At 37.0% G+C, this 25,620-nt stretch carries 21 protein-coding genes; 20 read left to right on the top strand and 1 reads right to left on the bottom strand.

Translation table 11 applies throughout. The features are described 5' to 3' along the window. Nucleotides 1-431: 431 nt before the first annotated feature. The 12 genes from lspA to pyrE all read left to right on the top strand — a co-directional run bounded on the left by lspA (nt 432) and on the right by pyrE (nt 13,742). Nucleotides 432-899, top strand: a complete 468-nt coding sequence (gene lspA, locus BC6307_RS12985) for a signal peptidase II (RefSeq protein ID WP_066420621.1) — start codon at nt 432-434, stop codon at nt 897-899. After that, complete coding sequence (locus BC6307_RS12980; RefSeq protein ID WP_066420620.1) at nt 899-1,807, top strand: RluA family pseudouridine synthase; 909 nt, start codon at nt 899-901, stop codon at nt 1,805-1,807. The genes lspA and BC6307_RS12980 overlap by 1 nt, the downstream gene beginning before the upstream one ends. 195 nt (nt 1,808-2,002) lie before the next feature. Next, a complete protein-coding gene (pyrR, locus tag BC6307_RS12975; protein WP_066420618.1) occupies nt 2,003-2,545 on the top strand; it encodes a bifunctional pyr operon transcriptional regulator/uracil phosphoribosyltransferase PyrR in 543 nt (180 codons plus the stop codon). Nucleotides 2,546-2,702: 157 nt separating this feature from the next. After that, nucleotides 2,703-4,028 (top strand): solute carrier family 23 protein, encoded by a 1,326-nt coding sequence (locus BC6307_RS12970; RefSeq protein ID WP_066420616.1) that lies wholly within the window; start codon nt 2,703-2,705, stop codon nt 4,026-4,028. Nucleotides 4,029-4,240: 212 nt separating this feature from the next. After that, nucleotides 4,241-5,161, top strand: coding sequence for an aspartate carbamoyltransferase catalytic subunit (locus tag BC6307_RS12965; protein WP_066420614.1), 921 nt, complete (start codon nt 4,241-4,243; stop codon nt 5,159-5,161). Further along, nucleotides 5,127-6,416 (top strand): dihydroorotase, encoded by a 1,290-nt coding sequence (locus tag BC6307_RS12960; RefSeq protein WP_066420613.1) that lies wholly within the window; start codon nt 5,127-5,129, stop codon nt 6,414-6,416. Before BC6307_RS12965 ends, BC6307_RS12960 begins: the two co-directional genes overlap by 35 nt. Further along, entirely contained in the window at nt 6,413-7,513 is a 1,101-nt protein-coding gene (locus BC6307_RS12955) for a carbamoyl phosphate synthase small subunit (protein ID WP_066420611.1), read from the top strand. Before BC6307_RS12960 ends, BC6307_RS12955 begins: the two co-directional genes overlap by 4 nt. Further along, nucleotides 7,498-10,716: a carbamoyl-phosphate synthase large subunit gene (gene carB, locus BC6307_RS12950; RefSeq protein ID WP_066420610.1), complete on the top strand. Its 3,219-nt coding sequence runs from the start codon at nt 7,498-7,500 to the stop codon at nt 10,714-10,716. Before BC6307_RS12955 ends, carB begins: the two co-directional genes overlap by 16 nt. Continuing rightward, nucleotides 10,713-11,492 carry a dihydroorotate dehydrogenase electron transfer subunit gene (locus BC6307_RS12945; protein ID WP_066420609.1) on the top strand — a complete coding sequence of 260 codons (780 nt, stop codon included), beginning with the start codon at nt 10,713-10,715 and terminating at the stop codon, nt 11,490-11,492. Before carB ends, BC6307_RS12945 begins: the two co-directional genes overlap by 4 nt. Next, complete coding sequence (locus BC6307_RS12940) at nt 11,489-12,403, top strand: dihydroorotate dehydrogenase (RefSeq protein ID WP_066420608.1); 915 nt, start codon at nt 11,489-11,491, stop codon at nt 12,401-12,403. Before BC6307_RS12945 ends, BC6307_RS12940 begins: the two co-directional genes overlap by 4 nt. Next, nucleotides 12,400-13,113, top strand: a complete 714-nt coding sequence (pyrF, locus tag BC6307_RS12935; RefSeq protein ID WP_066420607.1) for an orotidine-5'-phosphate decarboxylase — start codon at nt 12,400-12,402, stop codon at nt 13,111-13,113. The genes BC6307_RS12940 and pyrF overlap by 4 nt, the downstream gene beginning before the upstream one ends. Continuing rightward, nucleotides 13,110-13,742 (top strand): orotate phosphoribosyltransferase, encoded by a 633-nt coding sequence (gene pyrE / locus BC6307_RS12930; RefSeq protein ID WP_066420605.1) that lies wholly within the window; start codon nt 13,110-13,112, stop codon nt 13,740-13,742. The genes pyrF and pyrE overlap by 4 nt, the downstream gene beginning before the upstream one ends. A 61-nt stretch (nt 13,743-13,803) precedes the next feature. Here the strand turns inward: pyrE and BC6307_RS12925 are convergent, their stop codons facing one another. After that, nucleotides 13,804-15,516: an Rqc2 family fibronectin-binding protein gene (locus BC6307_RS12925; protein ID WP_066420604.1), complete on the bottom strand. Its 1,713-nt coding sequence runs from the start codon at nt 15,514-15,516 to the stop codon at nt 13,804-13,806. Between the two features lie 528 nt (nt 15,517-16,044). On the opposite strand from BC6307_RS12925, the gene BC6307_RS12920 reads away from it, so the two are divergent. The 8 genes from BC6307_RS12920 (at nt 16,045) to def (ending at nt 25,619) form a co-directional block, all read left to right on the top strand. Beyond that, nucleotides 16,045-18,729, top strand: coding sequence for a calcium-translocating P-type ATPase, SERCA-type (locus tag BC6307_RS12920; protein WP_066421864.1), 2,685 nt, complete (start codon nt 16,045-16,047; stop codon nt 18,727-18,729). A 145-nt stretch (nt 18,730-18,874) separates the two neighbouring features. Then, the gene (locus BC6307_RS12915) at nt 18,875-19,750 is read left to right on the top strand and encodes a YicC/YloC family endoribonuclease (RefSeq protein WP_066421862.1); all 876 of its coding nucleotides are present in this window, start codon (nt 18,875-18,877) and stop codon (nt 19,748-19,750) included. 60 nt (nt 19,751-19,810) lie between these two features. Further along, complete coding sequence (gene remA / locus BC6307_RS12910) at nt 19,811-20,074, top strand: extracellular matrix/biofilm regulator RemA (RefSeq protein WP_066421858.1); 264 nt, start codon at nt 19,811-19,813, stop codon at nt 20,072-20,074. A 13-nt stretch (nt 20,075-20,087) separates the two neighbouring features. After that, nucleotides 20,088-20,702 carry a guanylate kinase gene (gene gmk / locus BC6307_RS12905; protein WP_066421856.1) on the top strand — a complete coding sequence of 205 codons (615 nt, stop codon included), beginning with the start codon at nt 20,088-20,090 and terminating at the stop codon, nt 20,700-20,702. A gap of 1 nt (nt 20,703) precedes the next feature. Then, a complete protein-coding gene (gene rpoZ, locus BC6307_RS12900) occupies nt 20,704-20,937 on the top strand; it encodes a DNA-directed RNA polymerase subunit omega (RefSeq protein WP_066421853.1) in 234 nt (77 codons plus the stop codon). A 576-nt stretch (nt 20,938-21,513) separates the two neighbouring features. Next, complete coding sequence (gene coaBC, locus BC6307_RS12895; RefSeq protein WP_066417725.1) at nt 21,514-22,722, top strand: bifunctional phosphopantothenoylcysteine decarboxylase/phosphopantothenate--cysteine ligase CoaBC; 1,209 nt, start codon at nt 21,514-21,516, stop codon at nt 22,720-22,722. Beyond that, nucleotides 22,723-25,131 (top strand): primosomal protein N', encoded by a 2,409-nt coding sequence (gene priA / locus BC6307_RS12890; protein ID WP_066417724.1) that lies wholly within the window; start codon nt 22,723-22,725, stop codon nt 25,129-25,131. It abuts the gene before it with no gap. A gap of 14 nt (nt 25,132-25,145) precedes the next feature. Further along, nucleotides 25,146-25,619: a peptide deformylase gene (def, locus tag BC6307_RS12885; protein WP_066417721.1), complete on the top strand. Its 474-nt coding sequence runs from the start codon at nt 25,146-25,148 to the stop codon at nt 25,617-25,619. Nucleotide 25,620 lies beyond the last annotated feature (1 nt).

The raw sequence follows: 25,620 nt of genomic DNA, 5'->3' as shown, positions 1-25,620 counted from the left end.
TCCTTGAAGAGCACTTTTTTTAATTTTATTCGAACCCATATAGGTAAAAACATACACCATGCGAATGAAAATAGGTGGTTTGTATTTTGAACTGCTATAATGTTTTTTCCTCCAAAGGTCAAGAACCTAGAGTGGAACGGAGCGGAAGGTGCGAGACTCCTGCGGGAGTAGCGTGAGACTTGAGACCCCGCACGTAGCGTAGCGAAGGAGGAGGCTCAAGCCACGCCCGCGGAAAGCGAGTACCTGCAGAGAAGTGAAACGGACTAGGTTAATACTTTTAACAATAATCAATGTTGTCTAAATTGAAATGTTAATGTACTAAACAGGACAGTTTTCAGGGTAGACAACAACTATTCCAAATAAAATTGTCAATTCCCAACCTGTTTTGATATAATTCTTAAGTATATATAAGACGGGGTGGAGGAACTAGCGTGATCTATTTTTTAATCGCTTTATTTATAATAGCATTAGACCAATTAACAAAATGGCTTGTAGTAAAAAACATGCAAATTGGTGAAAGTATAACTATTATCGAAAACTTTTTATACATAACATCACATCGAAACCCAGGTGCTGCTTGGGGGATACTTGCTGGTCAAATGACCTTTTTCTACATCGTAACACTTATTGTTGTAATAGGCTTAATTTATTACATAATGAAATTACCAAAAGACCAAAAGATTTTTGGAATTGCTCTTTCATTAATGTTAGGTGGAGCAATCGGTAATTTTATTGATCGTTTATTCCGAAAGGAAGTTGTGGATTTTGTTAATACATACATTTTCACTTATGACTTCCCAATTTTTAATGTAGCAGATTCAGCGTTAGTAGTTGGCGTAGGGATTGTTTTAGTATTAACACTCTTAGAAGGTAAGAAAGAGAAGGAGCTATCAAAATAATGGAAGAAACATTAACCATCATCATAGATGAGACAAAAAAGAATGAACGGCTTGATAAAGTAATTTCTGAAAGTGAATGGTCACGTACGCAAGTACAACAATGGATTAAAGAAGGACATGTGCTTGTAAACGGACAGAAAGTAAAATCGAACTATAAAGTTTCTATAGGTGATGAAATTCAAGTTACCGTCCCAGAAGCAATAGAAGTAGATATTTTACCAGAAGATATACCTCTAGATATTTATTATGAAGACAGTGATGTTATTGTAGTGAATAAACCTAAAGGAATGGTTGTCCATCCAGCAGCAGGGCATACGACAGGAACACTTGTAAATGCACTAATGGCTCACTGCAAAGATTTATCCGGCATAAATGGTGAACTGCGCCCAGGAATTGTTCATCGAATCGATAAAGATACGTCTGGACTATTAATGGTTGCTAAAAATGACATGGCTCATGAAAAATTAGTAGAACAGCTAGTTGCTAAAACAGTGACGAGAAAATATGAAGCATTAGTTCACGGAGTAATTGCACATGACGTCGGAACAATTGACGCTCCGATTGGGCGAGATAAGAAGGATCGTCAAAGTATGACTGTTACAGATGAAAATAGTAGACATGCTGTTACGCATTTTAAAGTGATAGAGCGTTATAAAGACTTCACACATGTGGAATGTCAATTAGAAACAGGTAGAACCCACCAAATTCGTGTGCATATGAAATATATTGGTTATCCATTAGTTGGGGATCCAAAGTATGGACCAAGAAAAACATTGGACATTAACGGGCAAGCTCTTCATGCAGGCGTTTTAGGTTTTAATCATCCAAGGACGAATGAATATATAGAGTTGACAGCACCAACTCCACCTGAATTTAATGATGCTTTAAAATTCATAAAAAATCGTTGACAACTCTTGCGAAATTTGTCATAATCAATTTAACAAGATAGACCTTTAAAATTAGTCCCGTGAGGCTGAGAAGGTAACGGTATGCAGAAGCTAGACTTTTCTAGTCTATTTCATTCTGCCAACTAAACCTCTCATCCTATAAGGTGAGAGGTTTTTTCGTTACAAAGGTGCAAATGATAAGAATGGGGTGATAATGTGGCGCAGAAAGCAATTGTTTTAGACGAACAAGCGATTAGAAGAGCACTCACACGTATCGCGCATGAAATAATTGAGAAAAATAAAGGAATCGAAGATTGCGTACTTGTTGGAATTAAGACAAGAGGTATTTATATAGCTAAGCGATTAGCTGAAAAAATATCTCAAATAGAGGAATCCACAATTGCAGTCGGTGAACTAGATATTACTTTATATCGAGATGATTTAACGAAAAAAACGAAAGATGCGGAACCTTTAGTAAAGGGGTCTAACATTCCACTTGATATTACGAATAAAAAAGTAATATTAGTAGATGATGTCCTATTTACTGGAAGGACTGTTCGCGCAGGATTAGACGCTTTAATGGATATCGGAAGACCAGCCCAAATTCAATTAGCGGTTTTAGTTGATCGTGGTCATCGCGAATTACCGATAAGGGCTGATTTTGTTGGGAAAAACATTCCTACGGCAAGCTCAGAAAAAATTGTAGTTGAATTAGAAGAAAAAGATGAAATAGATCAAGTAAGTATATATGAAAAATAAATACGGACCCTTTAAATGAAGTCCTGTGAGGCTATCAAAGGGGGATTACGGAGAAAACTAGGCTTCTTTTCGGCTGAAGTCTACTGTTTCTTAGTACCTCTTTGTGCGCTCACAAAGAGGTTTTTTTATACGAATTTTTAAACTAGGAGGAATTATTATGAATCAAAAACCAGTATTAGATGTACATGAAAAACCAGAGCTATCAAAATGGCTATTGTTTAGTATACAACATTTATTTGCAATGTTCGGTGCTACTGTTTTAGTACCACTATTAACAGGATTAAGCCCGGCTGTTGCGCTAGTATCTAGTGGATTAGGAACGTTAGCATATCTACTAATTACGAGAGGGCAAATACCAGCTTATTTAGGATCATCCTTCGCGTTTATTGCCCCAATCATTTCAGCGAACGCACTAGGAGAACCTGGAGCAGCGATGGTTGGAACGTTTTTAGCAGGAGTTGTTTACGGTATTGTTGCACTACTAATAAAGAGTTTTGGAGTAGATTGGTTACTAGGTTTGTTGCCGCCTGTAGTAGTTGGTCCAGTTATAATCGTAATTGGATTAGGCTTAGCTGGTGTAGCAATTAATAACTCAATGTACGTAAATCCAGGTGCAGCAGAATTAGAATATAGTTTCACGCACATTTCAGTAGCATTAATAACATTAGCAATTACAATCTTTTCAACAATCTTCTTAAAAGGATTTTTCAAAATCATTCCTATCTTAATCGGAATAGTTGGTGGATATATTACAGCGTACCTTTTCGGAATTGTTAACTTCCAACCAGTGCTAGATGCGAAATGGATTCAAGCCCCAGAGTTCATGATTCCATTCGCTTCATATACACCAAGTGTATCAATGGCTATAGTTGCAATCATGGTTCCTGTCGCGATCGTAACGATTGCAGAACACATCGGTGACCAAATGGTCTTAAGTAAAGTTACAGGTAAAAATTTCGTGAAACAACCAGGTTTACACCGCTCCATTGCTGGAGATGGTGTTGCAACGATAATCGCATCATTAATAGGTGGACCACCAAATACTACGTACGGTGAAAACATTGGTGTGCTAGCAATAACAAGAGTATTCAGTGTGTTCGTAGTAGGTGGAGCAGCAGTGTTGGCGATTTGCTTCGGGTTTGTAGGAAAAGTATCAGCGTTAATTAGTACAATTCCAACTGCAGTAATGGGGGGCGTATCCATACTACTATTCGGAATAATTGCATCAAGTGGTCTAAGAATGCTTATTGATAATAAAGTAGACTTAGGAGAAAATAGAAACCTTATTATCTCATCCGTTATAACAATAGTTGGTGTAGGAGGAGCGTTCCTACAAATAGGAGAAAACATTACGGTTCCATCTATGGCGCTTGCAGCGATCATCGGTATTGTATTAAACCAAGTATTGCCAGGAAAAGAGCATGCGCATGGAGAAAAAGAAGTAGACACTACTAAAACATCACATACAGAAGAATCAGCTTAACCTTTTAAAGAAATACGAGATATTTCTAAGGGTGTCGCCATATGTTTAAGGAGCAAAAGTATTCTTTTCCACAGAATGCTTTGAATAAAAGCTCCTTTCCATTTGACTTGGTACTTGCTTGTTAAAAGTACCTTCCTTCACCCTATCTAACTTTGATAGGGTGTTTTTTTTGGAGAATATAGAAATACAAAGATAGAAAGGGTGTAGTAATAATGAAGCATTTACTTACATTAAACGACCTACCGACAGAAGAAATATTCGACTTATTACAAACTGCCTCCAAATTCAAAAACGGCATGAAATGGTCCAGTGACCTTTTTGTAGCGAATCTATTTTATGAGCCGAGTACGAGGACGAAATGTAGTTTTGAAGTGGCAGAACGAAAGCTTGGTTTAAACGTCATTCCGTTCGAAGTATCGACTTCCAGTATACAAAAAGGAGAAACGTTATATGACACGGTGAAAACGTTGGAGTCACTAGGTGTAAATGTTTTCGTTATTAGACACCCTGAAGATAATTATTTTGAACAATTAGAAGGTATAAACGGTGCAATTATTAATGGAGGTGACGGTTGCGGTCATCACCCAACACAATCTCTTTTAGATTTACTTACTATTTATGAAGAGTTCGGAAGTTTCCATCGGCTAAAAGTAACGATTGCAGGTGACATTCGCCATAGTAGAGTAGCGAGATCAAACGCTCAAGTTCTTCAAAAACTAGGGGCGGAAGTAACTTTTGTATCCCCGAATGAGTGGCAAGATGCTACATTTTCGAAAGACCTGTACATTGATTTAGATACTGCAGTTGAAAATTCAGACGTCATTATGCTTTTAAGAATTCAGCATGAGCGACATTCTGCTTCTAAACAGGAAATGAATTCATACCATGAAACTTATGGTTTAACTGTAGAGAGAGAAAAAAGAATGAAACCTACAAGTATTATTATGCATCCAGCTCCAGTAAATCGAGGAGTGGAAATAGCTAGTGAATTAGTGGAATGTGAACGCTCGAGAATTTTTAAACAAATGGAAAATGGAGTTTATGTAAGGATGGCAGTTTTAAAGAGTGCAATCGATAAATTACAAGGGGGATCAGTACATGAGCACGCTATTAAAAAATGGAACTTGGTTTAATGAAAAGGGAGAATTAAATAGAGTAGATATTAGGATAGTGGATGGAAAGGTATATGAAATTAGTGAACATTTAATTAGAAAAGACGATGAAGAGGCAATCGAGCTTGACGGAAAATTCATTAGCCCAGGCTTTATCGATGTACACGTTCATTTACGAGAGCCAGGTGGAGAGAAGAAAGAAACGATTGAAACGGGTTCAAAAGCAGCGGCTAAAGGTGGATTTACTACAATTGCTGCCATGCCAAATACGAGACCAACACCTGATACGAAGGAGCAATTAAATTGGCTTACGAATCGTATAAAAGAAACTTCAGTTGTTAACGTACTTCCGTATGCTTGTATCACGACTAGGCAGCTTGGAGAAGAGTTAACTAATTTTGAAGAATTAAAAGAAGCTGGTGCATTTGCTTTTACAGACGACGGTGTAGGGGTACAAAACGCAAGTGTTATGTTACAAGCGATGAAAAAAGCAGCAGCACTCGATATGGCTATCGTAGCACATTGTGAAGAAAACACGTTAATAAACAAAGGATCTGTCCATGAGGGTAACTTTTCTAAACAGCACGGATTAAACGGTATCCCATCAGTCTGTGAATCTGTTCATATAGCACGTGACGTTTTATTAGCGGAAAGCACAAACTGTCACTATCACGTTTGTCATATTAGTACGAAAGAATCGGTACGTGTTGTACGAGATGCAAAAAGGGCAGGCATTCGAGTAACTGCCGAAGTTACACCACATCATTTATTATTAAGTGAGGAGGATATTCCATCCGTAGATAGCAATTATAAAATGAATCCTCCATTAAGAGGAAAAGCTGATCAAGAAGCGTTACTACAGGGGTTATTAGATGGCACAATAGATTTCATCGCAACCGATCATGCCCCACATACGAGTGAAGAAAAAAGGGAAGGGTTACAATTAGCACCATTCGGGATAGTAGGGTTGGAAACTGCCTTCCCATTACTATATACAAACTTTGTTGAAAGAGGAATTTTCACATTAAAACAACTAATCGACTGGTTAACAGTTCGTCCAGCTGAAACATTCCGCTTACCATCTGGAAAGATAGAAGTAGGAGCTGTAGCAGATATTACCATTATTGATTTACAGTTAAACGAAAAAATTGATCCAGAGCAATTTTTATCAAAAGGAAAAAATACACCTTTTACAAATTGGGAATGTAAAGGGTGGCCAGTAATGACATTTGTTAACGGAAAACTAGTTTGGGAGAAAGGTAGTGTACATGCATGAAAAGACAGCTCGTTTTAGAAGACGGAACTTTCTTTGTAGGAAAAGCATTCGGTAGCACGAAAGATTCAATTGGAGAGGTAGTATTTAATACAGGTATGACAGGCTACCAAGAAATATTATCTGATCCATCTTATTGTGGGCAAATTGTAACATTAACGTATCCGTTAGTTGGAAACTACGGGATCAACCGTGATGATTTCGAATCGATTCACCCTGCAATTAAAGGTTTTATCGTGAAGGAAGTTTGTGACCATCCATCTAATTTTCGCAGTCAAATGTCATTAGATGCATTTTTCAAGGCGAAAGACATTCCAGGAATTTCGGGAATTGATACGAGAAAACTTACAAGAATTATAAGAAATTACGGTACGTTAAAAGGTGCTTTCGTTTCACTAGATGCGGACCGTCAAGAAGTTATAGAAAAATTGAAATCTACTAATCTACCTACAAATCAAGTAGAGCAAGTTTCTACGAAAACGGCCTATCCTAGTCCTGGAAGAGGAAATCGTGTAGTGTTAGTTGATTTTGGAATGAAACACGGGATACTAAGAGAGTTAAACGAGCGGGGCTGCGATGTTGTCGTTGTACCTTATAATGTAACAGCGGAAGAGATTCTCCTATTAAATCCAGACGGTGTTATGTTGTCTAACGGCCCTGGAGATCCGAAAGATGTAGGTGAAGCGGTAACGATGATCCAAAACATTTTAGGTAAAATTCCTCTTTTCGGTATTTGTTTAGGGCATCAATTATTCGCTTTAGCATGTGGTGCGAATACGGAACGTTTAAAATTTGGCCATAGAGGATCTAACCATCCAGTAAAAGATGTAAGAACAGGTAAAGTAGCCCTTACTTCTCAAAATCATGGCTATGCTGTGGAGACAAATTCTATCGAAAATACTAGATTAGAAATTACACATATTGCATTAAATGATGGAACAGTTGAAGGGTTAAAACATAAAGATTTCCCTGCTTTTACAGTACAATATCATCCAGAAGCTAGCCCTGGACCAGAAGATGCAAATTACTTATTTGATGAATTTATTAGCTTAATCGAGACAACTAAGAAAGAGGGAGAAAAAGCATGCCAAAGCGTTTAGATATTAAAACAATTTTAGTAATTGGATCAGGACCTATTGTTATTGGGCAAGCAGCAGAATTTGATTATGCAGGAACGCAAGCATGTCTTGCATTAAAAGAAGAAGGATATCGTGTAATATTAGTGAACTCGAACCCTGCGACAATTATGACAGATACTCAAATGGCTGACAAAGTATATATGGAGCCGTTAACGTTAGAATTTTTAAGTAGAATTATTAGAAAAGAACGCCCAGATGCACTTTTACCAACGCTTGGAGGCCAAACAGGTTTGAACTTAGCCGTTGAATTAGCAGAATCAGGTGTGCTAGATGAGTGTAATGTGCAAATTTTAGGAACGAAATTATCCGCTATTAAAAAAGCGGAGGATCGTGATTTATTCCGAAATTTAATGAATGAATTAGGTGAACCTGTTCCCGATAGTGAAATTATCCATTCGATAGACGAAGCGGAAAAATTTGTTGCACAAGTTGGTTTTCCTGTCATTGTACGTCCAGCTTATACACTAGGTGGGACTGGTGGTGGAATTTGTTCGAATGAAGAAGAGTTAGAAGAAATTGTTACTAGCGGACTTAAAAATAGCCCAGTTCATCAATGTTTACTAGAAAAAAGTATTGCTGGTTTTAAAGAGATTGAATATGAAGTAATGAGAGATCGAAATGATAATGCAATCGTTGTATGTAATATGGAAAACATCGATCCTGTAGGAATACATACAGGAGACTCCATTGTAGTAGCACCAAGTCAAACGTTAAGTGACAGAGAGTACCAGTTACTACGAAATGTATCCTTAAAAATAATTAGAGCGTTAGAAATAGAAGGTGGCTGTAATGTGCAGCTAGCATTAGATCCACATAGTTTTCAATACTATATTATCGAAGTAAACCCGCGTGTTAGCCGTTCATCTGCACTAGCTTCAAAAGCTACAGGTTATCCAATTGCCAAGCTAGCAGCAAAAATAGCGGTAGGGTTAACGTTAGATGAAATGATGAACCCTGTAACAGGAAGAACATATGCATCATTCGAGCCTGCGTTAGACTATATCGTTACAAAAATACCAAGATGGCCGTTTGATAAATTTGAATCTGCCAATAGAAGCTTAGGAACACAAATGAAGGCAACTGGGGAAGTAATGGCCATCGGTAGAACATTTGAAGAATCCATCTTAAAAGCAGTGCGTTCGTTAGAGTCGAAAATTTTCCACTTAGAATTAGAGGATGCAGAGTCTATCAGTAACAGCACAATTGAAAAGAGAATTCGTAAAGCTGGGGATGAGCGCTTATTTTATGTAGCAGAAGCGTTACGTCGTGGCGTATCAATGGAAACCATTCATGACTGGAGTAAAATCGACTATTTCTTCCTACAAAAGTTCAGCAACATATTAGAAATGGAACAACGTATTAAAAACAATCCAGGGAATGAAGAATTATTAATAGAAGCTAAGCAAATGGGAATAAGCGATGTTACGATTGCGAAATTTTGGAATATAAGCGAACGAAATGTTTACGAAACAAGAAAGCAGCTACAATTGCAACCAGTTTATAAAATGGTAGATACTTGTGCAGCTGAATTTGAATCCGAAACTCCATATTTTTACGGCAGTTATGAAGAGGAAAATGAGTCGATTGTGACTAGTAAAGAAAGTATTGTCGTTTTAGGTTCGGGACCGATTCGAATTGGTCAAGGGGTAGAATTTGACTATGCTACTGTACACTCTGTATGGGCAATTAAAGAAGCAGGGTATGAGGCAATTATTATTAATAATAATCCTGAAACGGTATCTACCGACTTTAGTATTTCTGACAAACTATATTTCGAACCGTTAACGGTCGAAGACGTCATGAATATAATTGATTTAGAAAATCCAAAAGGGGTAGTCGTTCAGTTTGGAGGCCAAACAGCTATTAATCTAGCAGCAGAATTATCTGCAAGAGGAGTACGGATTTTAGGTACTTCTTTAGAAGATTTAGATCGTGCCGAAAATAGAGATAAGTTTGAACATACGTTAAATCAATTAGGAATTAGACAGCCAGTTGGTAAAACAGCAACTTCCGTAAGTGAAGCGATTACGATTGCCGAAAGTATTGGTTACCCGGTGCTAGTTCGTCCATCTTACGTACTTGGTGGAAGAGCGATGGAAATAGTTTATAAAACAGAAGAATTACTTCACTATATGGAGAACGCTGTAAAAGTAAATCCAGAACACCCAGTTTTAATAGATAAATATATGATTGGAAAAGAAATTGAAGTGGACGCTATTTCAGATGGGAAAGATGTGTTTATTCCTGGAATAATGGAACATATTGAACGAGCAGGTGTTCACTCAGGTGACTCCATTGCCGTTTACCCACCTCAAACACTATCGAAAAAGATTAAAGATGAAATCGTCGACTACACTATTCGATTAGCACGAGGTCTTAATATAGTAGGACTATTAAACATTCAATTTGTACTATATAAAGATGAAGTATTCGTAATAGAAGTAAACCCTAGATCAAGTAGAACAGTACCTTTCTTAAGTAAAATTACGAATGTGCCAATGGCAAATGTAGCAACAAAGGTAATTTTAGGAGAAAGTTTACAAGCTCAAGGTTATGCAACTGGGCTACAAGTTGAAACAGAAGGTGTTTTTGTAAAAGTACCTGTATTCTCGTTTGCTAAATTAAGAAATGTGGATATTACGCTCGGGCCAGAAATGAAATCTACCGGAGAAGTAATGGGGAAAGATATAACGCTAGAAAAAGCATTATATAAAGGACTAGTCGCATCGGGAATATCTATTAAAACGTATGGCTCTGTTTTGTTTACGATCTCTGATAAAGATAAAGAAGAGGCATTACAATTAGCGAAACGATTCCACCAAATAGGGTATAAACTTTTAGCAACGGAAGGAACAGCTACCTATTTTGAAAAAGAAAATATCCCTGTAACAGTTGTAAATAAAATCGGTGGAGAAGCACCAAACTTAATCGATGTAATTAGAAAAGGGAAAGCTCAGTTCGTTATTAACACACTAACAAAAGGAAAGCAACCAGCACGTGACGGGTTTAGAATTCGTCGTGAATCGGTAGAAAACGGTATTGCATGTTTAACTTCACTTGACACAGCAAATGCAATCCTTAGAGTGTTAGAGTCTATGACATTTTCTATTGATTCTATAGAACAATTACATCCTAGTGCGCAAGAGGTGGTGACAGTAGGATGAAAAAAGCTTACATGAATATCGTTTCGCATGAAAAAATAGCGAGAAATATTTATGAAATGACGCTACAAGGGGAGCTTGTCTCTCTTATGAATCATCCAGGTCAATTTGTTCATATACGGGTCGGAGACAGTTTAGATCCAATTTTAAGAAGACCGATTAGTATTGCAAAAATTAATAAGGAAGAACAAACTTTTACCATTGTCTATCGAGCTGAAGGAAAAGGAACCTTATTACTTTCTCAGAAAAAAATCGGTGACCTAGTAGATGTTCTAGGTCCACTCGGAAACGGATTTTCCATAAATACTGTACCTACAGGTGAGAAAGCATTAATTGTCGGGGGAGGAATTGGTGTTCCCCCGTTATTAGAACTGTCGAAACAGTTAAATGCAGTAGGAATAGAGACAATCCATGTTCTCGGGTTTCAGTCAAAGGAAGATGTGTTTTATGAACAACAATTTTTAAGCCTTGGTGATACGTATATTGCAACAGTAGACGGTTCTTATGGGACAGAAGGTTTTGTCACAAATGTTTTAAATGACAATCCATTCTCCTTTCATACTGTCTTTTCATGTGGGCCAACTGTGATGTTAAAAGTAATAGAAGAAAAGTATTCTACAAATTATCCTGTATTTCTATCATTAGAAGAAAGAATGGGATGTGGAATTGGGGCTTGCTTCGCTTGTGTTTGTCATAGAAAGGATGACCCTACTGGTTTTACTTATCGAAAAGTTTGCACGGATGGTCCGGTATTTCCGGCAGGGGAGGTTCTAATATGAACAGATTACAAATTGACTTGCCAGGTCTCTCGTTAAAAAATCCAATCATGCCTGCTTCTGGCTGTTTCGGATTTGGGCGAGAATACTCACGCTTTTATGATTTAAGCAAGCTCGGTGCGATTATGATCAAAGCAACTACGGAAATGCCGAGGTTTGGAAACGCAACGCCTAGAGTAGCTGAAACACCAGCTGGAATGTTAAATGCGATAGGGTTACAAAATCCAGGACTTCAGAAGGTTGTAGAGGAAGAGCTTCCGTTTTTACAACAATATGACGTTCCAATTATTGCTAACGTAGCTGGCTCAACAATCGAAGACTATGTGGAAGTAGCTAAAGAAATTTCAAAAGTATCGAACGTTCATGCTCTAGAACTAAACATTTCATGTCCCAATGTGAAAGAAGGCGGCATTGCATTCGGAACTCAACCTGAAGTTGCCTATGCTGTTACGAAAGCAGTTAAAGATGTTTCCGAAGTACCGGTATACGTTAAGTTATCTCCAAACGTCACAAATATCGTTGAAATCGCTCAAGCTATTGAACGAGCAGGAGCAGATGGATTAACGATGATTAACACGTTACTCGGAATGAGACTAGATTTAAAGACAGCTCAGCCAATTTTAGCAAATGGTACTGGTGGACTATCAGGCCCAGCAATTAAGCCAGTTGCCATCCGAATGGTGTACGAAGTTAGTCAAAATGTAAATATCCCTATTATCGGAATGGGTGGAGTACAATCAGCAGAAGATGTGCTAGAATTCTTTTACGCTGGTGCAAGTGCAGTAGCAGTTGGTACAGCTAATTTTGTTGATCCATATATATGTCCGACTTTAATTGATGACCTACCTCCATTGCTAGATAAACTAGGTATTGAGCATATATCAGAATGTATCGGAAGGAGCTGGAAAAAGTGAAACAGGATTTAATAGTTGCACTTGATTTTCCTACAAAAAAAGAGGTTGATACTTTTTTAAGCCATTTTGATGATGGACCACTATTTGTCAAAGTAGGAATGGAATTGTTTTATCAAGAAGGCCCTTCTATTATTGAAGATTTAAAGAAAAGAAATCATCGAATTTTTTTAGATTTAAAACTACATGATATTCCTAACACTGTGTATCAAGCAATGAAAGGTTTAGCCAATTTAGGTGTGGACTTAACGAATGTGCATGCTGCTGGTGGATGTGAAATGATGAAAGCAGCCCTAGAAGGTTTAACAGCTGGTAGTTTAGGAGAAAGACCAGCACTTATTGCAGTTACACAGTTAACAAGTATGTCAGAAGAACGTATGAAAAAGGATTTATTAATAGATCAAGCATTAAATGATGTAGTACTACATTATGCTAGCAATGCAAAAGAAAGTGGACTAGATGGAGTTGTATGCTCTGCCTATGAAGCGCCAATGTTAAACTCAGCACTAGGTGAATCATTTTTAAAAGTAACACCAGGTATTCGATTGGCATCCTCTTCAAACGATGATCAAGTTAGAGTTGTAACACCGAAAGAAGCATCAAGATTAGGTTCAAGCTCTATCGTAGTTGGGCGTTCGATTACAGGAGCTAGTGATCCAAGAAAAGCATACGAAGAAGTGAATGAACAGTGGAGAGGGGTAGCAAAAAAATGAACGAGAAAATTGCTGAACATTTATTACGAATAAAAGCAGTATTTTTACAGCCGAATGATCCGTTTACTTGGTCTTCTGGAATGAAGTCTCCTATTTATTGTGATAACCGGTTAACTTTATCTTATCCAAAAGTAAGAAGTGATATAGCATCAGAGCTAGCTAAAGTGATACAAAATGAATTTGGCGATGTAAATGTGATAGCAGGAACAGCAACAGCTGGAATTCCCCATGCTGCGTTTGTTAGTGAAAGACTTAATCTACCAATGTGCTATGTGCGAAGTAAAGCAAAAGAACATGGAAAAGGGAAACAAATAGAAGGGAAAGTAGAGTCGGGTCAAAAGGTAGTAGTAGTAGAAGATTTAATTTCAACAGGTGGAAGTGCAATTAATGCAGTGGAAGCACTAAGAGCAGAAGGTTGCGAAGTGGTTGGAATTATCTCTATTTTTACGTACGACCTACCTGTTGGAAAAGAAAGGCTAGAAGCATCCAACATTAAAGCAGTCTCTATTTGCAACTATGAAACACTGTTAAAAGTAGCAGTGAAAGAAGGATACGTTGGAGAAAAAGACGTAGAAAAATTAACGAAATGGATGGAAAATCCCCAAGATGAGTCTTGGATGGCAAGTTAATATAATTAAAAAAACCACAAGAGTTGTTATATTGCAATCTTGTGGTTTTTTCGTTGTTAACTTAATTAGATTTTAATTTAATGACGAGCTCTTCATTAGGTGTTACAAAGATAGTTTGTTGGTTGTCATATATAACAAACCCAGGTTTTGATCCACTAGGCTTTTTAACGTGTCTTATTTTTGTGAAATCTACAGGAACACTGCTAGATTGTTTCGCCTTACTGAAGTAGGCAGCAATGGTCGCTGCTTCACGTATCGTATTATCAGTTGGTTCTAAATGACGAATCACGACATGTGAGCCAGGAATGTCTTTCGTATGAAACCAAATCTCGTCTCGGCGAGCAACTTTATTCGTTAAATAATCGTTTTGTTTATTGTTTTTACCAACTAAAATCTCTATCCCTTCAGAAGAAATATATTTTTCAAGTAAAGGCTTTTGTGGTTTGTTTTTCTTCGCACCTTTCTTTTGTTTCACTTTTAAATATCCTTCCTCGACCAACTCTTCTCTAATCTCTTGAACGTCTTTTGGAGAAGCGGCTTCGAGCTGTTGAAATAACATTTCGAAATAAGTAATTTCTTCTTTCGCTAGTTCTATTTGTTCACGAACGATGGAAAGTGAATTTTTCGCTTTCTGATATTTTTGGAAGTATCTTTGCGCATTTTCAGAAGGTGATAGTTTTGGCGATAATTCAATTTTAATACTGCTACCATTTTCATCATAATAATTGATAACTTCAATTTCTTTAGCGCCACGCTTCAGCCTATGTAAATTAGCTGTTAGTAATTCACCATACAATTGGAAAGTGTCGGCCTTTTTAGCGTCTTCTAATGTTTGTTCTAATTTTTTAATTTTCGTTTTATTTTTTTGTATTTCATTTTGTACAAATCTTTCTAAGTCATGTGCTTGTTGCTTAACTCTATCGCGTGAAGCTTTCCCAAAATAAAAACGATCCAGTAACTCGCTTAAAGAAGAATAACGTTTAATTTCACCCTTCACATGTGTTACATCCGTTAAATAAAAAATTTCTTTTTGTTCTGGTGTAATAATAATTTGCGGATGAATATCATCAGCAATTTCCTTCATTAGCTGGACAAATGCTTTCGGAAGAGTTTCTCTGTTCGCTAGTCCTGCACGGTGAACTGCTTCTCTAGCTAAAATAGGAGAAACTCCTGCAAAGAGAGAAACTAATTGTTTATCTAATTTACCAGAAAAATAATCTATTTTCGTTTGGACAATTTCCTCATTGGCCTCAAAAGGATTTATTTTTTCTTGTTGAGGTGGAAGAACGTAAGCTTGACCAGGAGCTATGCTACGGTGACGATTAAACGCCATCGAAATATGCTTAATACTATCAAGAATCATATTTTTTTCTTTATCCACGAAAATAATGTTAGAATGTCTGCCCATAATTTCAATAATTAATTGTTTATAAGATATATCACCAATTTCGTTTCGGGTTTTCATTTCGAAAACAATAATTCTATCCATATCAACTTGTTGAATAGAAGTGATGATACTCCCTTCTAAATGTTTGCGTAATAGCATACAAAACATAGGTGGTTCACTCGGATTGTCATACACTTCTTCCGTAAGGTGTACACGTGCGTAACTTGGGTGAGCAGATAGGAGTAATTTATGGTTTTTTCCGTTTGCGCGAATGGTAAACACTAGCTCTTGTTTATAAGGCTGGTAAACTTTCGAAATTCTACCGCTTTCTAAATTGTGTTTAAGTTCTTGCGTCATTTTATGTGTGAAAATTCCATCAAAGGACATAGGTAACTTCCTCTCTCATGTAACAGCATTTATATAATACTATCCGTTGTTTTAAATTTTAGTAAATTTGTATATCTCCTGCGGAAAAGCTCCAGTTTGATTGGACCTAACCGAGCCGCCTTCGCTTTTCATTGTCCAGCTCCGGCGGCTAGGTCCGGCTCAAACTTCGCTTTTCCTCCGTACGATAAGTCAACATCGGCTCTCTGACGTTCGCCGTGTTTCCTTTATCTCCTGCGGAAAAGCTCCAGTTTGATTGGACCTAACCGAGCCGCCTTCGCTTTTCTATGTCCAGCTCCGGCGCTTAGGCCCTATCAAACTTCCCGTTCCGTCCGTACGATAAGTCAACATCGGTTCACGCATTCGCGTTCACCGTGTTTCCTTTATCTCCTACCGGAACAGTCCAGTTTGTACGGGCCTGAGCAAAGCGCCTCCGCTTTTCTTATAATTATATCATTTTTTTGGACGAGTCTGAATAAGCTTTGGTGAGGGTAGTTTGTGTAAAGTTTGTGAGGTGGGGGAGAGGAAAAGATGAAATGGCATGAAATGAGGGTCGAAGAGGTAGAGGAACGAATAAACTCCGACCTTGAGAATGGCTTGAATGATGAAGAAGTAATTAAGCGGATTGAACAGTTTGGGCCGAATGAGCTAAAGGAAGCAGAAAAACAAAATGTATTACTACTATTTTTAGAACAATTTAAAGATTTTATGGTTGTTGTTTTATTAGCTGCAACGTTAATATCAGGTTTATTAGGTGAGTATATTGATGCAATTGCGATTATGGCTATTGTATTAATTAATGGACTTTTAGGTTTTTTCCAAGAAAGAAAGGCAGAAAAGTCGTTACATGCATTAAAGGAGTTGTCGGCTCCTCAAGTTACCGTACTTCGGAACGGTGAATGGAAAAAGGTACCTTCAAGAGAAGTAGCTGTCGGAGATGTAGTGAAGTTTTCTAGTGGAGATCGTATAGGGGCAGACATGAGAATCGTTAAGTCAAGCTCTTTAGAAATTGAAGAATCTGCGTTAACTGGTGAATCGTTGCCGGTAGTGAAGAAAGAATCGCCAATTGTAGGGGATAACATCTCTATTGGTGATCAAGAGAATATGGCTTTTATGGGAACGGTTGTAACACGGGGGAGTGGCGTAGGAGTTGTTGTTGCGACAGGTATGCACACAGCAATGGGGCAAATTGCCGATCTTTTGCAATCTTCCGAAACGATTATAACCCCTTTACAAAGAAGATTAGAACAGTTAGGTAAAATTCTAATTGTAGTAGCGTTAATTTTAACCTTTCTCGTAGTAGCTATTGGAGTATTACAAGGTCATGATATATATACGATGTTTCTAGCTGGGGTTTCGTTAGCAGTTGCTGCCATTCCAGAAGGGTTGCCTGCTATCGTAACAATTGCGCTGTCTCTAGGGGTAACGCGCATGATTAAACAAAAATCGATTGTTCGAAAACTACCTGCAGTCGAGACGCTAGGTTGTGCGTCTGTCATCTGTTCTGATAAAACAGGTACTTTAACACAAAATAAAATGAGCGTTACGAACATTTGGTCTAGCGGTAAAGTGTGGAAAGTTTCTGGTGTTGGGTATGAGCCAAAAGGGGATTTTATTTTAGAGAATAAAGAAATGAATCCTAATAATGAAAAGCCACTTCAACAATTGTTAACTTTTGGGTTACTATGTAATAATGCTAATATCGTAAAGAAAAATGGACATTACGTATTAGACGGTGATCCTACTGAAGGAGCATTAACCGTCGCTGCTATGAAAGCAGGTTTAACGAGGGAAGGTCTTTTATCACAATTTAAATTAGTGAAAGAGTTTCCATTTGACTCGGAACGTAAAATGATGACTGTAATTGTGGAAGACAAACAAGGAAAAGCATTTGCAATTACAAAAGGTGCCCCAGATGTTGTAATGGACGTATCTAACTCCATTTTATGGGACGGTAGGAAGGAAACTTTCACACCAAAATTTAAAGACGAAGTCCAAGGTGCTGTTTATCAATTTGCATCAGATGCGTTACGAAATATCGCAATTGCATTTAAGCCGTTAGAAAACAATAACGTAAGCCAATTTGAGGCTGAAAAAGATTTAACACTTATTGGAATACAAGGAATGATTGACCCACCAAGACCGGAAGTACAAGCTGCAGTAAAAGAATGTAAGGCTGCAGGCATTAAAACGGTTATGATTACAGGAGATCATGTCGTTACGGCAAAAGCAATCGCATTACAATTAGGTATTTTACCTTTTGGAGGAAAAGTTTTAGATGGTAAAGCATTGTCAAACATGACGGATGATGAGTTAGAAGAAATAGTTGATGATGTTTATGTGTACGCGCGAGTGTCTCCTCAGCATAAATTAAAAATAGTGAAGGCACTACAAAGAAAAGGACATATAGTGGCGATGACTGGCGACGGAGTAAATGATGCTCCGGCAATAAAAGCTTCTGATATCGGAATTGCTATGGGGATAACTGGTACTGATGTAGCAAAAGAAGCGTCCTCACTAGTTTTACTAGATGATAATTTCGCTACAATCAAATCCGCAATAAAAGAAGGAAGAAATATATACGAGAACATACGAAAATTTATTCGCTACTTGTTGGCTTCCAATGTTGGAGAAATATTAGTTATGCTATTCGCAATGCTAATGGGACTACCGTTACCACTAGTAGCAATACAAATTTTGTGGGTTAATTTAGTTACAGACGGCTTGCCAGCTATGGCACTTGGATTAGATCAGCCAGAAGATGATGTCATGAAAAGAAAACCACGAAATCCGAAAGAAGGGGTATTTGCACGGGGACTATGGTGGAAAATAATTAGTCGAGGATTTTTAATAGGGATTGTTACATTAATAGCATTTGTTATTGTATACAATCAAAACCCAGACAATTTACCGTACGCTCAAACAGTAGCTTTTGCAACGTTAGTAATGGCTCAATTAATTCATGTTTTTGATTGTCGAAGTGAAAAATCAATTTTTCACCGTAATCCGTTTGAAAATATGTATTTAGTTGTAGCAGTACTTTCTTCTGTTTTACTAATGTTAATTGTTATATACTATCCACCGTTACAAACTATATTCCATACTGTTTATTTAGACCCGAAAGAATGGTTGTTAATTTTAGGTTTAGCATCCTTGCCAACTTTTTTACTAGTTGGGTCACTTTTTACGCGAAAACAAAAGGAGAATATGGTATAATTCTTAAAGGTAGTAGAGATTACTCTATTACCTTTTTCCTTGTTATTTCATTTTTTCCTTTGAAAATGACGAAAAGAATGCTAAGATTATTTTTGCTTAGCGTATAGTTTAGCACCATTTTTTTGAAAGAAACGGATGTGACAGAATGGTAAAAAGTATGACTGGCTATGGTAGTGCCTTTTTACAAACAGATACCTATACCATTACAGTGGAAATGAAATCAGTTAACCATCGTTTCTGCGAAATAAATATGAGAATGCCTAAGCAATTACTTTCCTTAGAAGAAAAGATGAAACGTGTAATAAATATGTTAATACATAGAGGCAGAGTAGAAGTTTTTATAACGATAGATGGAATAGGTCTTTCTTCGCGAAAGTTAGAAGTTGACTGGGATTTATTAAGAGACTATATAAAAAAAACGGAAGAAATAAAGAGTTCCTCTAATATACAAGGTTCTATTACTATTAGTGATGTTCTTCAGCTAGATAACGTTTTAATTGTTAATGAGGTAGAGGACTACCAATCTGAATTAGAGACACAATTACTTCAGTTAGTAGAAACAGCAACAAGAAAATTAATTGAAATGCGAACCTCTGAAGGTGAAACAATAAAAACAGACCTATTAAATCAAGTGAAAGAGGTTGAGCAAACTTCTTTACAGTTAATGGAATACGCACCAAATGTAATACTTACATATAAAGAAAGATTAGAAAAAAGAATGAAGGACTGGGTTCAAGGTTCAGTCGATGAACAACGAATCGCCACCGAAGTAGCGATATTTGCAGATAGATCCGATATTAATGAAGAATTACAACGTATTCAAAGTCATGTTCATCAATTCCAAAGAACACTAGAAACAGATGGTCCTATCGGGCGAAAGCTTGATTTTATTATACAAGAATTAAATCGAGAGACTAATACGATCGGTTCAAAAAGCAATGATGCTAAAATTAGTAATACGGTAATTAATATGAAAGCTTGTTTAGAAAAGATGAAGGAACAAGTTCAAAACATTGAATAATTTTGATTACATTTTTTCGTAGAGGTAAAGAATAGAGTTGTAACTAAAGGTGGGGAAAGCATGAGTATTAAGTTAATTAACATCGGATTTGGTAATATTGTATCTGCAAATCGTATTATTTCTATTGTAAGTCCAGAGTCCGCTCCAATTAAACGTATCATTCAAGATGCACGTGATCAAGGTATGTTAATAGATGCTACATATGGTAGGAGGACTCGTGCAGTTATCATAATGGATAGCGATCACGTAATTTTATCTGCCGTGCAACCAGAAACAGTTGCGCAAAGGCTTGTTAATAAAGATGAAATGTCTGATGAAGGGTAGGTAACATAAAGACATGATTGAAAGAGGTTTATTAATTGTTCTTTCTGGCCCGTCTGGTGTTGGTAAAGGAACAGTAAGGAAAGCGATATTTTCAAAAGATGATGTCGATTTTGAGTATTCAATTTCGATGACAACAAGAAAACCCCGAGAAGGAGAAGTAGATGGAGTTGACTACTTCTTTAAATCGAAGGAAGAATTCAAGTCTTTAATTGAAAAAGATAAATTTATTGAATGGGCGGAATACGTAGGTAACTACTACGGCACTCCTGTCGATTATGTAGAACAATGTTTATCGCAAGGAAAAGATGTCTTCCTTGAAATTGAAGTGCAAGGTGCGTTACAAGTAAAGAATAAATTTCCAGAAGGTGTTTTCATTTTCTTAGCACCACCAAGTCTTTCCGAATTAAAGAAACGAATTACAACTAGAGGAACAGAAACAGCAGATTTAATTAATAATCGTATGACTGTTGCAAAAGAAGAAATTGAAATGATGGACGCATACGACTACGTGGTGGAGAATGATGAAGTGGATTTAGCTTGCTCAAGAATTCAATCCATCGTAGTTGCCGAACATTGTAAACGCACAAGAATACGAGAAAAATACCAAAGAATGTTGGAGGTTGAATAAAATGTTAAATCCTTCTATCGACTCATTAATGAAAAAATTAGATTCCAAATACACGTTAGTAACAGTTTCAGCAAGACGTGCACGTGAATTACAACAAGATGGAACAGTAATGTTAAGTAAAACAGTTTCCCATAAAAATGTAGGGAAAGCGTTAGAAGAAATCGATGCAGAATTATTGAAAGTAATTCATGTAAGTTCTACAGAACGCAGTGAAGGTATTTTAAACAGCAAATAATACAGCCTCTCGTTTAGGTTGTGGAGCGGAAAGGACGAATATTTCTTCCTTTCCATATTCATAAATACGTTCTACATCATAAATGGGCAACCTAGCAATAGGTTGTTATTTTTTTAGTCTTTTCAAAGCTAAAAGCTTAGATAACCGTAAACGGAATTAGCACTAAAGAGCTAGAAATGGATGTATATATTATTTGAACAGCTTCAATGTTTTACCTTTCATGTTTTAGAACCGTGAGTGAAACGTAGCGGAAGACACTTGACTCCTGCGGGATGTAGAGGGAAGGTCGAGACCCCACAGGCGCAGCCGAGGAGGCTCGAATCCCTCCCCGCGGAAAGCAAGTGTCTGTAGCGAAGTGAAACGTATTGCTTAAAACATATAAACAACATTCATTGCTGTCTATAATGCAATGCTTTTTCTTAAACACACCTATTTTCTAGAGAAGACCCACCAAACAATCTTAAAAGTCGACGAAACCAATCATTTTGTTTATATTAGAATAAAGTTTTTCCTAATAATCGTTACATGAATAAATAAACTGTTACATATAATTTTTCATTTTGGGGGAATGAGAAAATGAAAGATAAAAAAATACTACTTTGTGTAACTGGCGGAATTGCTGCCTACAAAGCAATCGCACTAACTAGTAAACTAATTCAAAAAGGTGCTATCGTCAAAGTAATCATGAGTGACTCAGCAGTGAAATTTGTAACACCACTAGCATTTCAAGCACTCTCACGCAACGATGTTTACACAGATACATTCGAAGAAAAAGATCCCAAAGTTATCTCTCATATAGAATTAGCTGATTGGGCAGACATCGTACTTATAGCACCTGCCACTGCAAACGTAATTGGAAAATTAGCAAACGGAATTGCAGACGATATGATTACTACTACACTATTGGCAACGAAGGCTCCTGTATGGGTAGCCCCAGCTATGAACGTAAACATGTATGACCACCCAGCCGTTCGAACTAACATGACAACATTAACTACATTTGGATATCACTTTATTGAGCCTCAAGCTGGATTTTTAGCATGTGGATGGATTGGGAAAGGGCGATTAGAAGAACCAGAAACAATTGTACAATTGTTAGAAGACTTTTTTTCTGAAAATAAAGGTCAACAACTAATTTTAAAAGGTAAAAAACTACTAGTTACAGCAGGACCAACGGTTGAAATCATTGATCCTGTACGGTATTTAACGAATCGATCTTCTGGTAAAATGGGGTACGCAATTGCCGAAGCGGCCCAACATTTAGGTGCAGAAGTAGTGCTAATTTCTGGGCCGACCGCTTTACAGCCCCCTCCAAATGTTCAAACTATTTTTGTAGAATCAGCAGAACAAATGCTACAAGAAGTTTTAAAGCATTACGACCAATCGGACATTGTTATTAAGGCCGCAGCTGTTGCAGACTATCGACCTAAGTTCGTATCGGAAAGTAAAATCAAAAAGAATGACGGAAGCATAGTCATTGAAATGGAAAGAACGACAGATATTTTAAAAACGTTAGGTGAAAGAAAGAAACAACAACTTTTAGTAGGATTTGCAGCCGAAACTAACAATGTTGAGCAATATGCAAAAGGAAAACTAGAAAAGAAAAACTTAGATTATATTGTAGCGAATAATGTGACAGAAGAAGGTGCTGGTTTTAATACAGATACGAATATTATTTCCATTTACAGTAGAAACGAAAAACCTACTTCTTTCCCTAAATTAACGAAATTAGAACTAGCGTACAAAATATTACAGCATATTGCTTCAAAAGGTAGTGATATGTAAATGACATATGCGAGTGTAATCGTTGATGTACCAGCAAAGCAAATTGATCGAACGTTTGATTATGGGGTGCCTGAACAATGGAAGGATATTGTTCAACCAGGGGTGAGAGTAATTGTTCCTTTTGGTCCCCGTAATGTACAAGGTTTCGTTGTCTTTTTGAAGGATAATACCGAATTAGAGAAGGTAAAGCCGATTCAATCTGTTTTAGATTTACAGCCTGTCTTAACGAGTGAACTATTACAATTAGCACAATGGTTAAAAAATCACACACTTTGCTATACAATAAGTGCTTTACAGGCGATGCTTCCTGCTGCATTAAAAGCTAAATATGAAAAATGGTTAATTGTTAAAAATACGGAAACATTGCCAACGGAACTACACTCTATATTTGGGGAAAATGGACGGGTTTTGTACGATAATGTGAAGGATCAACCGTATTTTCCAATCATTCAAAAGCTGGTGAAACAAGATAAAATTGAGCTCTATTATCAAGTAAAGGATAAGGCAAAGAAAAAAACGATCAAAATGATAGATGTCCAGTTCTCACAAGAACAGTTAACATCATACATGAAACAATTGACTAAAGGTGCAAAAGCGCAAACACGAGTACTGACGTATATCATGGAAAATGAAATTGCCAAAATTTCCAAACAAGAGCTATTAGAAATGACACAAACTAGTAGTTCCGTTATAAAAACTTTAACGAACGAAGGTATTATAACGGAAATAGAGGAAGAGATTTATCGTGACCCGTACAAAGATAGAAATTTTCAAAAGTCTCACCCGTTGCCATTATCAGATCAACAGCTAAACGCAATAACTCCTATTCTTCGTTGCATTGAAAAAGGTCGACATGAAAGTTTTGTCATGTTCGGTGTTACAGGAAGCGGAAAAACGGAAGTGTATATGCAGGCTGTTGATGCTGTGTTGCAAAAAGGTCAAGAAGCAATCATATTAGTTCCAGAAATTTCATTAACACCACAAATGGTAAACCGATTTAAATCTCGATTCGGTGATGAAGTTGCTGTTTTACATAGTGGACTAGGAATCGGAGAAAAATACGATGAATGGAGAAAAATTCATCGAAAAGAAGTGAGAGTAGTAGTTGGTGCAAGATCTGCTATTTTTGCTCCGTTTGAGAATGTAGGTATTATTATCATTGATGAGGAGCATGAATCAAGCTACAAACAAGAGGAAACACCACGATACCACGCTAAAGATGTAGCAATCCAACGAGGGAAATATCATAATTGCCCTGTTGTTCTAGGAAGTGCTACTCCAACATTAGAGACATTTGCACGTGCTAAAAAAGGATTATACACACTGTTAACGATGGATAAGCGTATGAATGAGCAAGCAATGCCAACTGTTGAAATTGTAGATATGAGGGAAGAATTAAGAGAAGGAAATCGTTCGATGTTTTCTCGAGTGCTTGTAGAAAAGCTACAAGACCGAATTGATAGAGGAGAGCAATCTGTTTTATTTTTAAATAAACGTGGTTATTCTTCATTTATGATGTGTAGAGATTGTGGATTTGTTATTGAATGTCCTCATTGCGATATTACTTTAACCTATCATCGTTTTTCTAACTCTATGAAATGTCATTATTGTGGATTTGAAGAGCCGGTAGTTTCAACTTGTCCTTCTTGTCAAAGTGAACATTTTCGATTTTTTGGTACAGGTACACAAAAAGTGGAAGAAGAATTAGTTAAAATAATGCCAGAAGCGAAAATAATAAGAATGGACATTGATACTACTTCTAAAAAAGGTTCACACGAAAAACTGTTAGAACAATTTGGTCAGAAGAAAGCGAATGTTCTTTTAGGTACGCAAATGATTGCAAAAGGATTAGATTTTCCTGATGTCACATTAGTAGGTGTATTAACGGCAGATACGATGTTAAATGTGCCAGACTTTAGATCCGCAGAAAAAACGTTTCAATTATTAACACAAGTAAGCGGACGAGCAGGACGGCATGTGCTTCCCGGGGAAGTTATAATTCAAACGTATACGCCTGAGCATTACAGTGTGCAATTAGCAAGCACTCATGATTATCATTCCTTCTATAATAAGGAAATGATGGTCAGAAAACTTCACCAATATCCACCGTTTTACTATACTGTCCTTTTAACTGTTTCACATGAGGAACTACCAAAAGTAGTACAAGTTACGGAGAAAATATCATTTTTCTTAAAGCAACAATTGTCCAACGAAGCTATCATATTGGGACCAGTTGCGTCACCAATTGCACGAATAAAAGACCGTTACCGCTATCAATGTATAATTAAATACAAAAGAGAGCCAAAACTAAACGATTTATTAAAAACTATCTTAGATAAATATCAACAACAAATGGTAAGGGAAAAACTATTAATTTCAGTAGATTTAAACCCGTACATGATGATGTAGGTCGGAGGAAATAAATGATTTTAGAAATTGTAAAACACCCAGCAGAAGTATTAGAAACACAATGCGAAAAGGTAACTGTTTTCGATAAAAGACTAGCAAAATTATTAGATTCTATGTATGAAACGATGCTAGAAGCGGATGGTGTTGGTCTTGCTGCACCACAAGTAAATGTTAGGAAACAAATTGCAGTTGTAGATATTGATGACCATCATGGGAAGATTGAATTAATTAATCCAGAAATAGTCGAAGAAGATGGAGAGCAAGTAGGACCAGAAGGATGTTTAAGCTTTCCAGGGCTTTTTGGGGAAGTTGCCCGACCGAATTATGTAAAAGTAAAAGCACAAAATAGACGCGGGAAATTTTTTGAACTACAAGCGACGGGTTTTTTAGCCCGAGCAATTGTCCATGAAGTGGATCACCTGCATGGTGTGCTATTTACGAGTAAAGTAACAAAATATTACGAAGAAGATGAATTAGAAGGTGAATAAA

The organism is Sutcliffiella cohnii (assembly GCF_002250055.1).
Classification (GTDB): Bacteria; Bacillota; Bacilli; order Bacillales; family Bacillaceae_I; genus Sutcliffiella; species Sutcliffiella cohnii.
The sequence above is the reverse complement of the archived record's forward strand: the minus strand, read 5'-3'. Positions and strand labels throughout refer to the sequence as shown.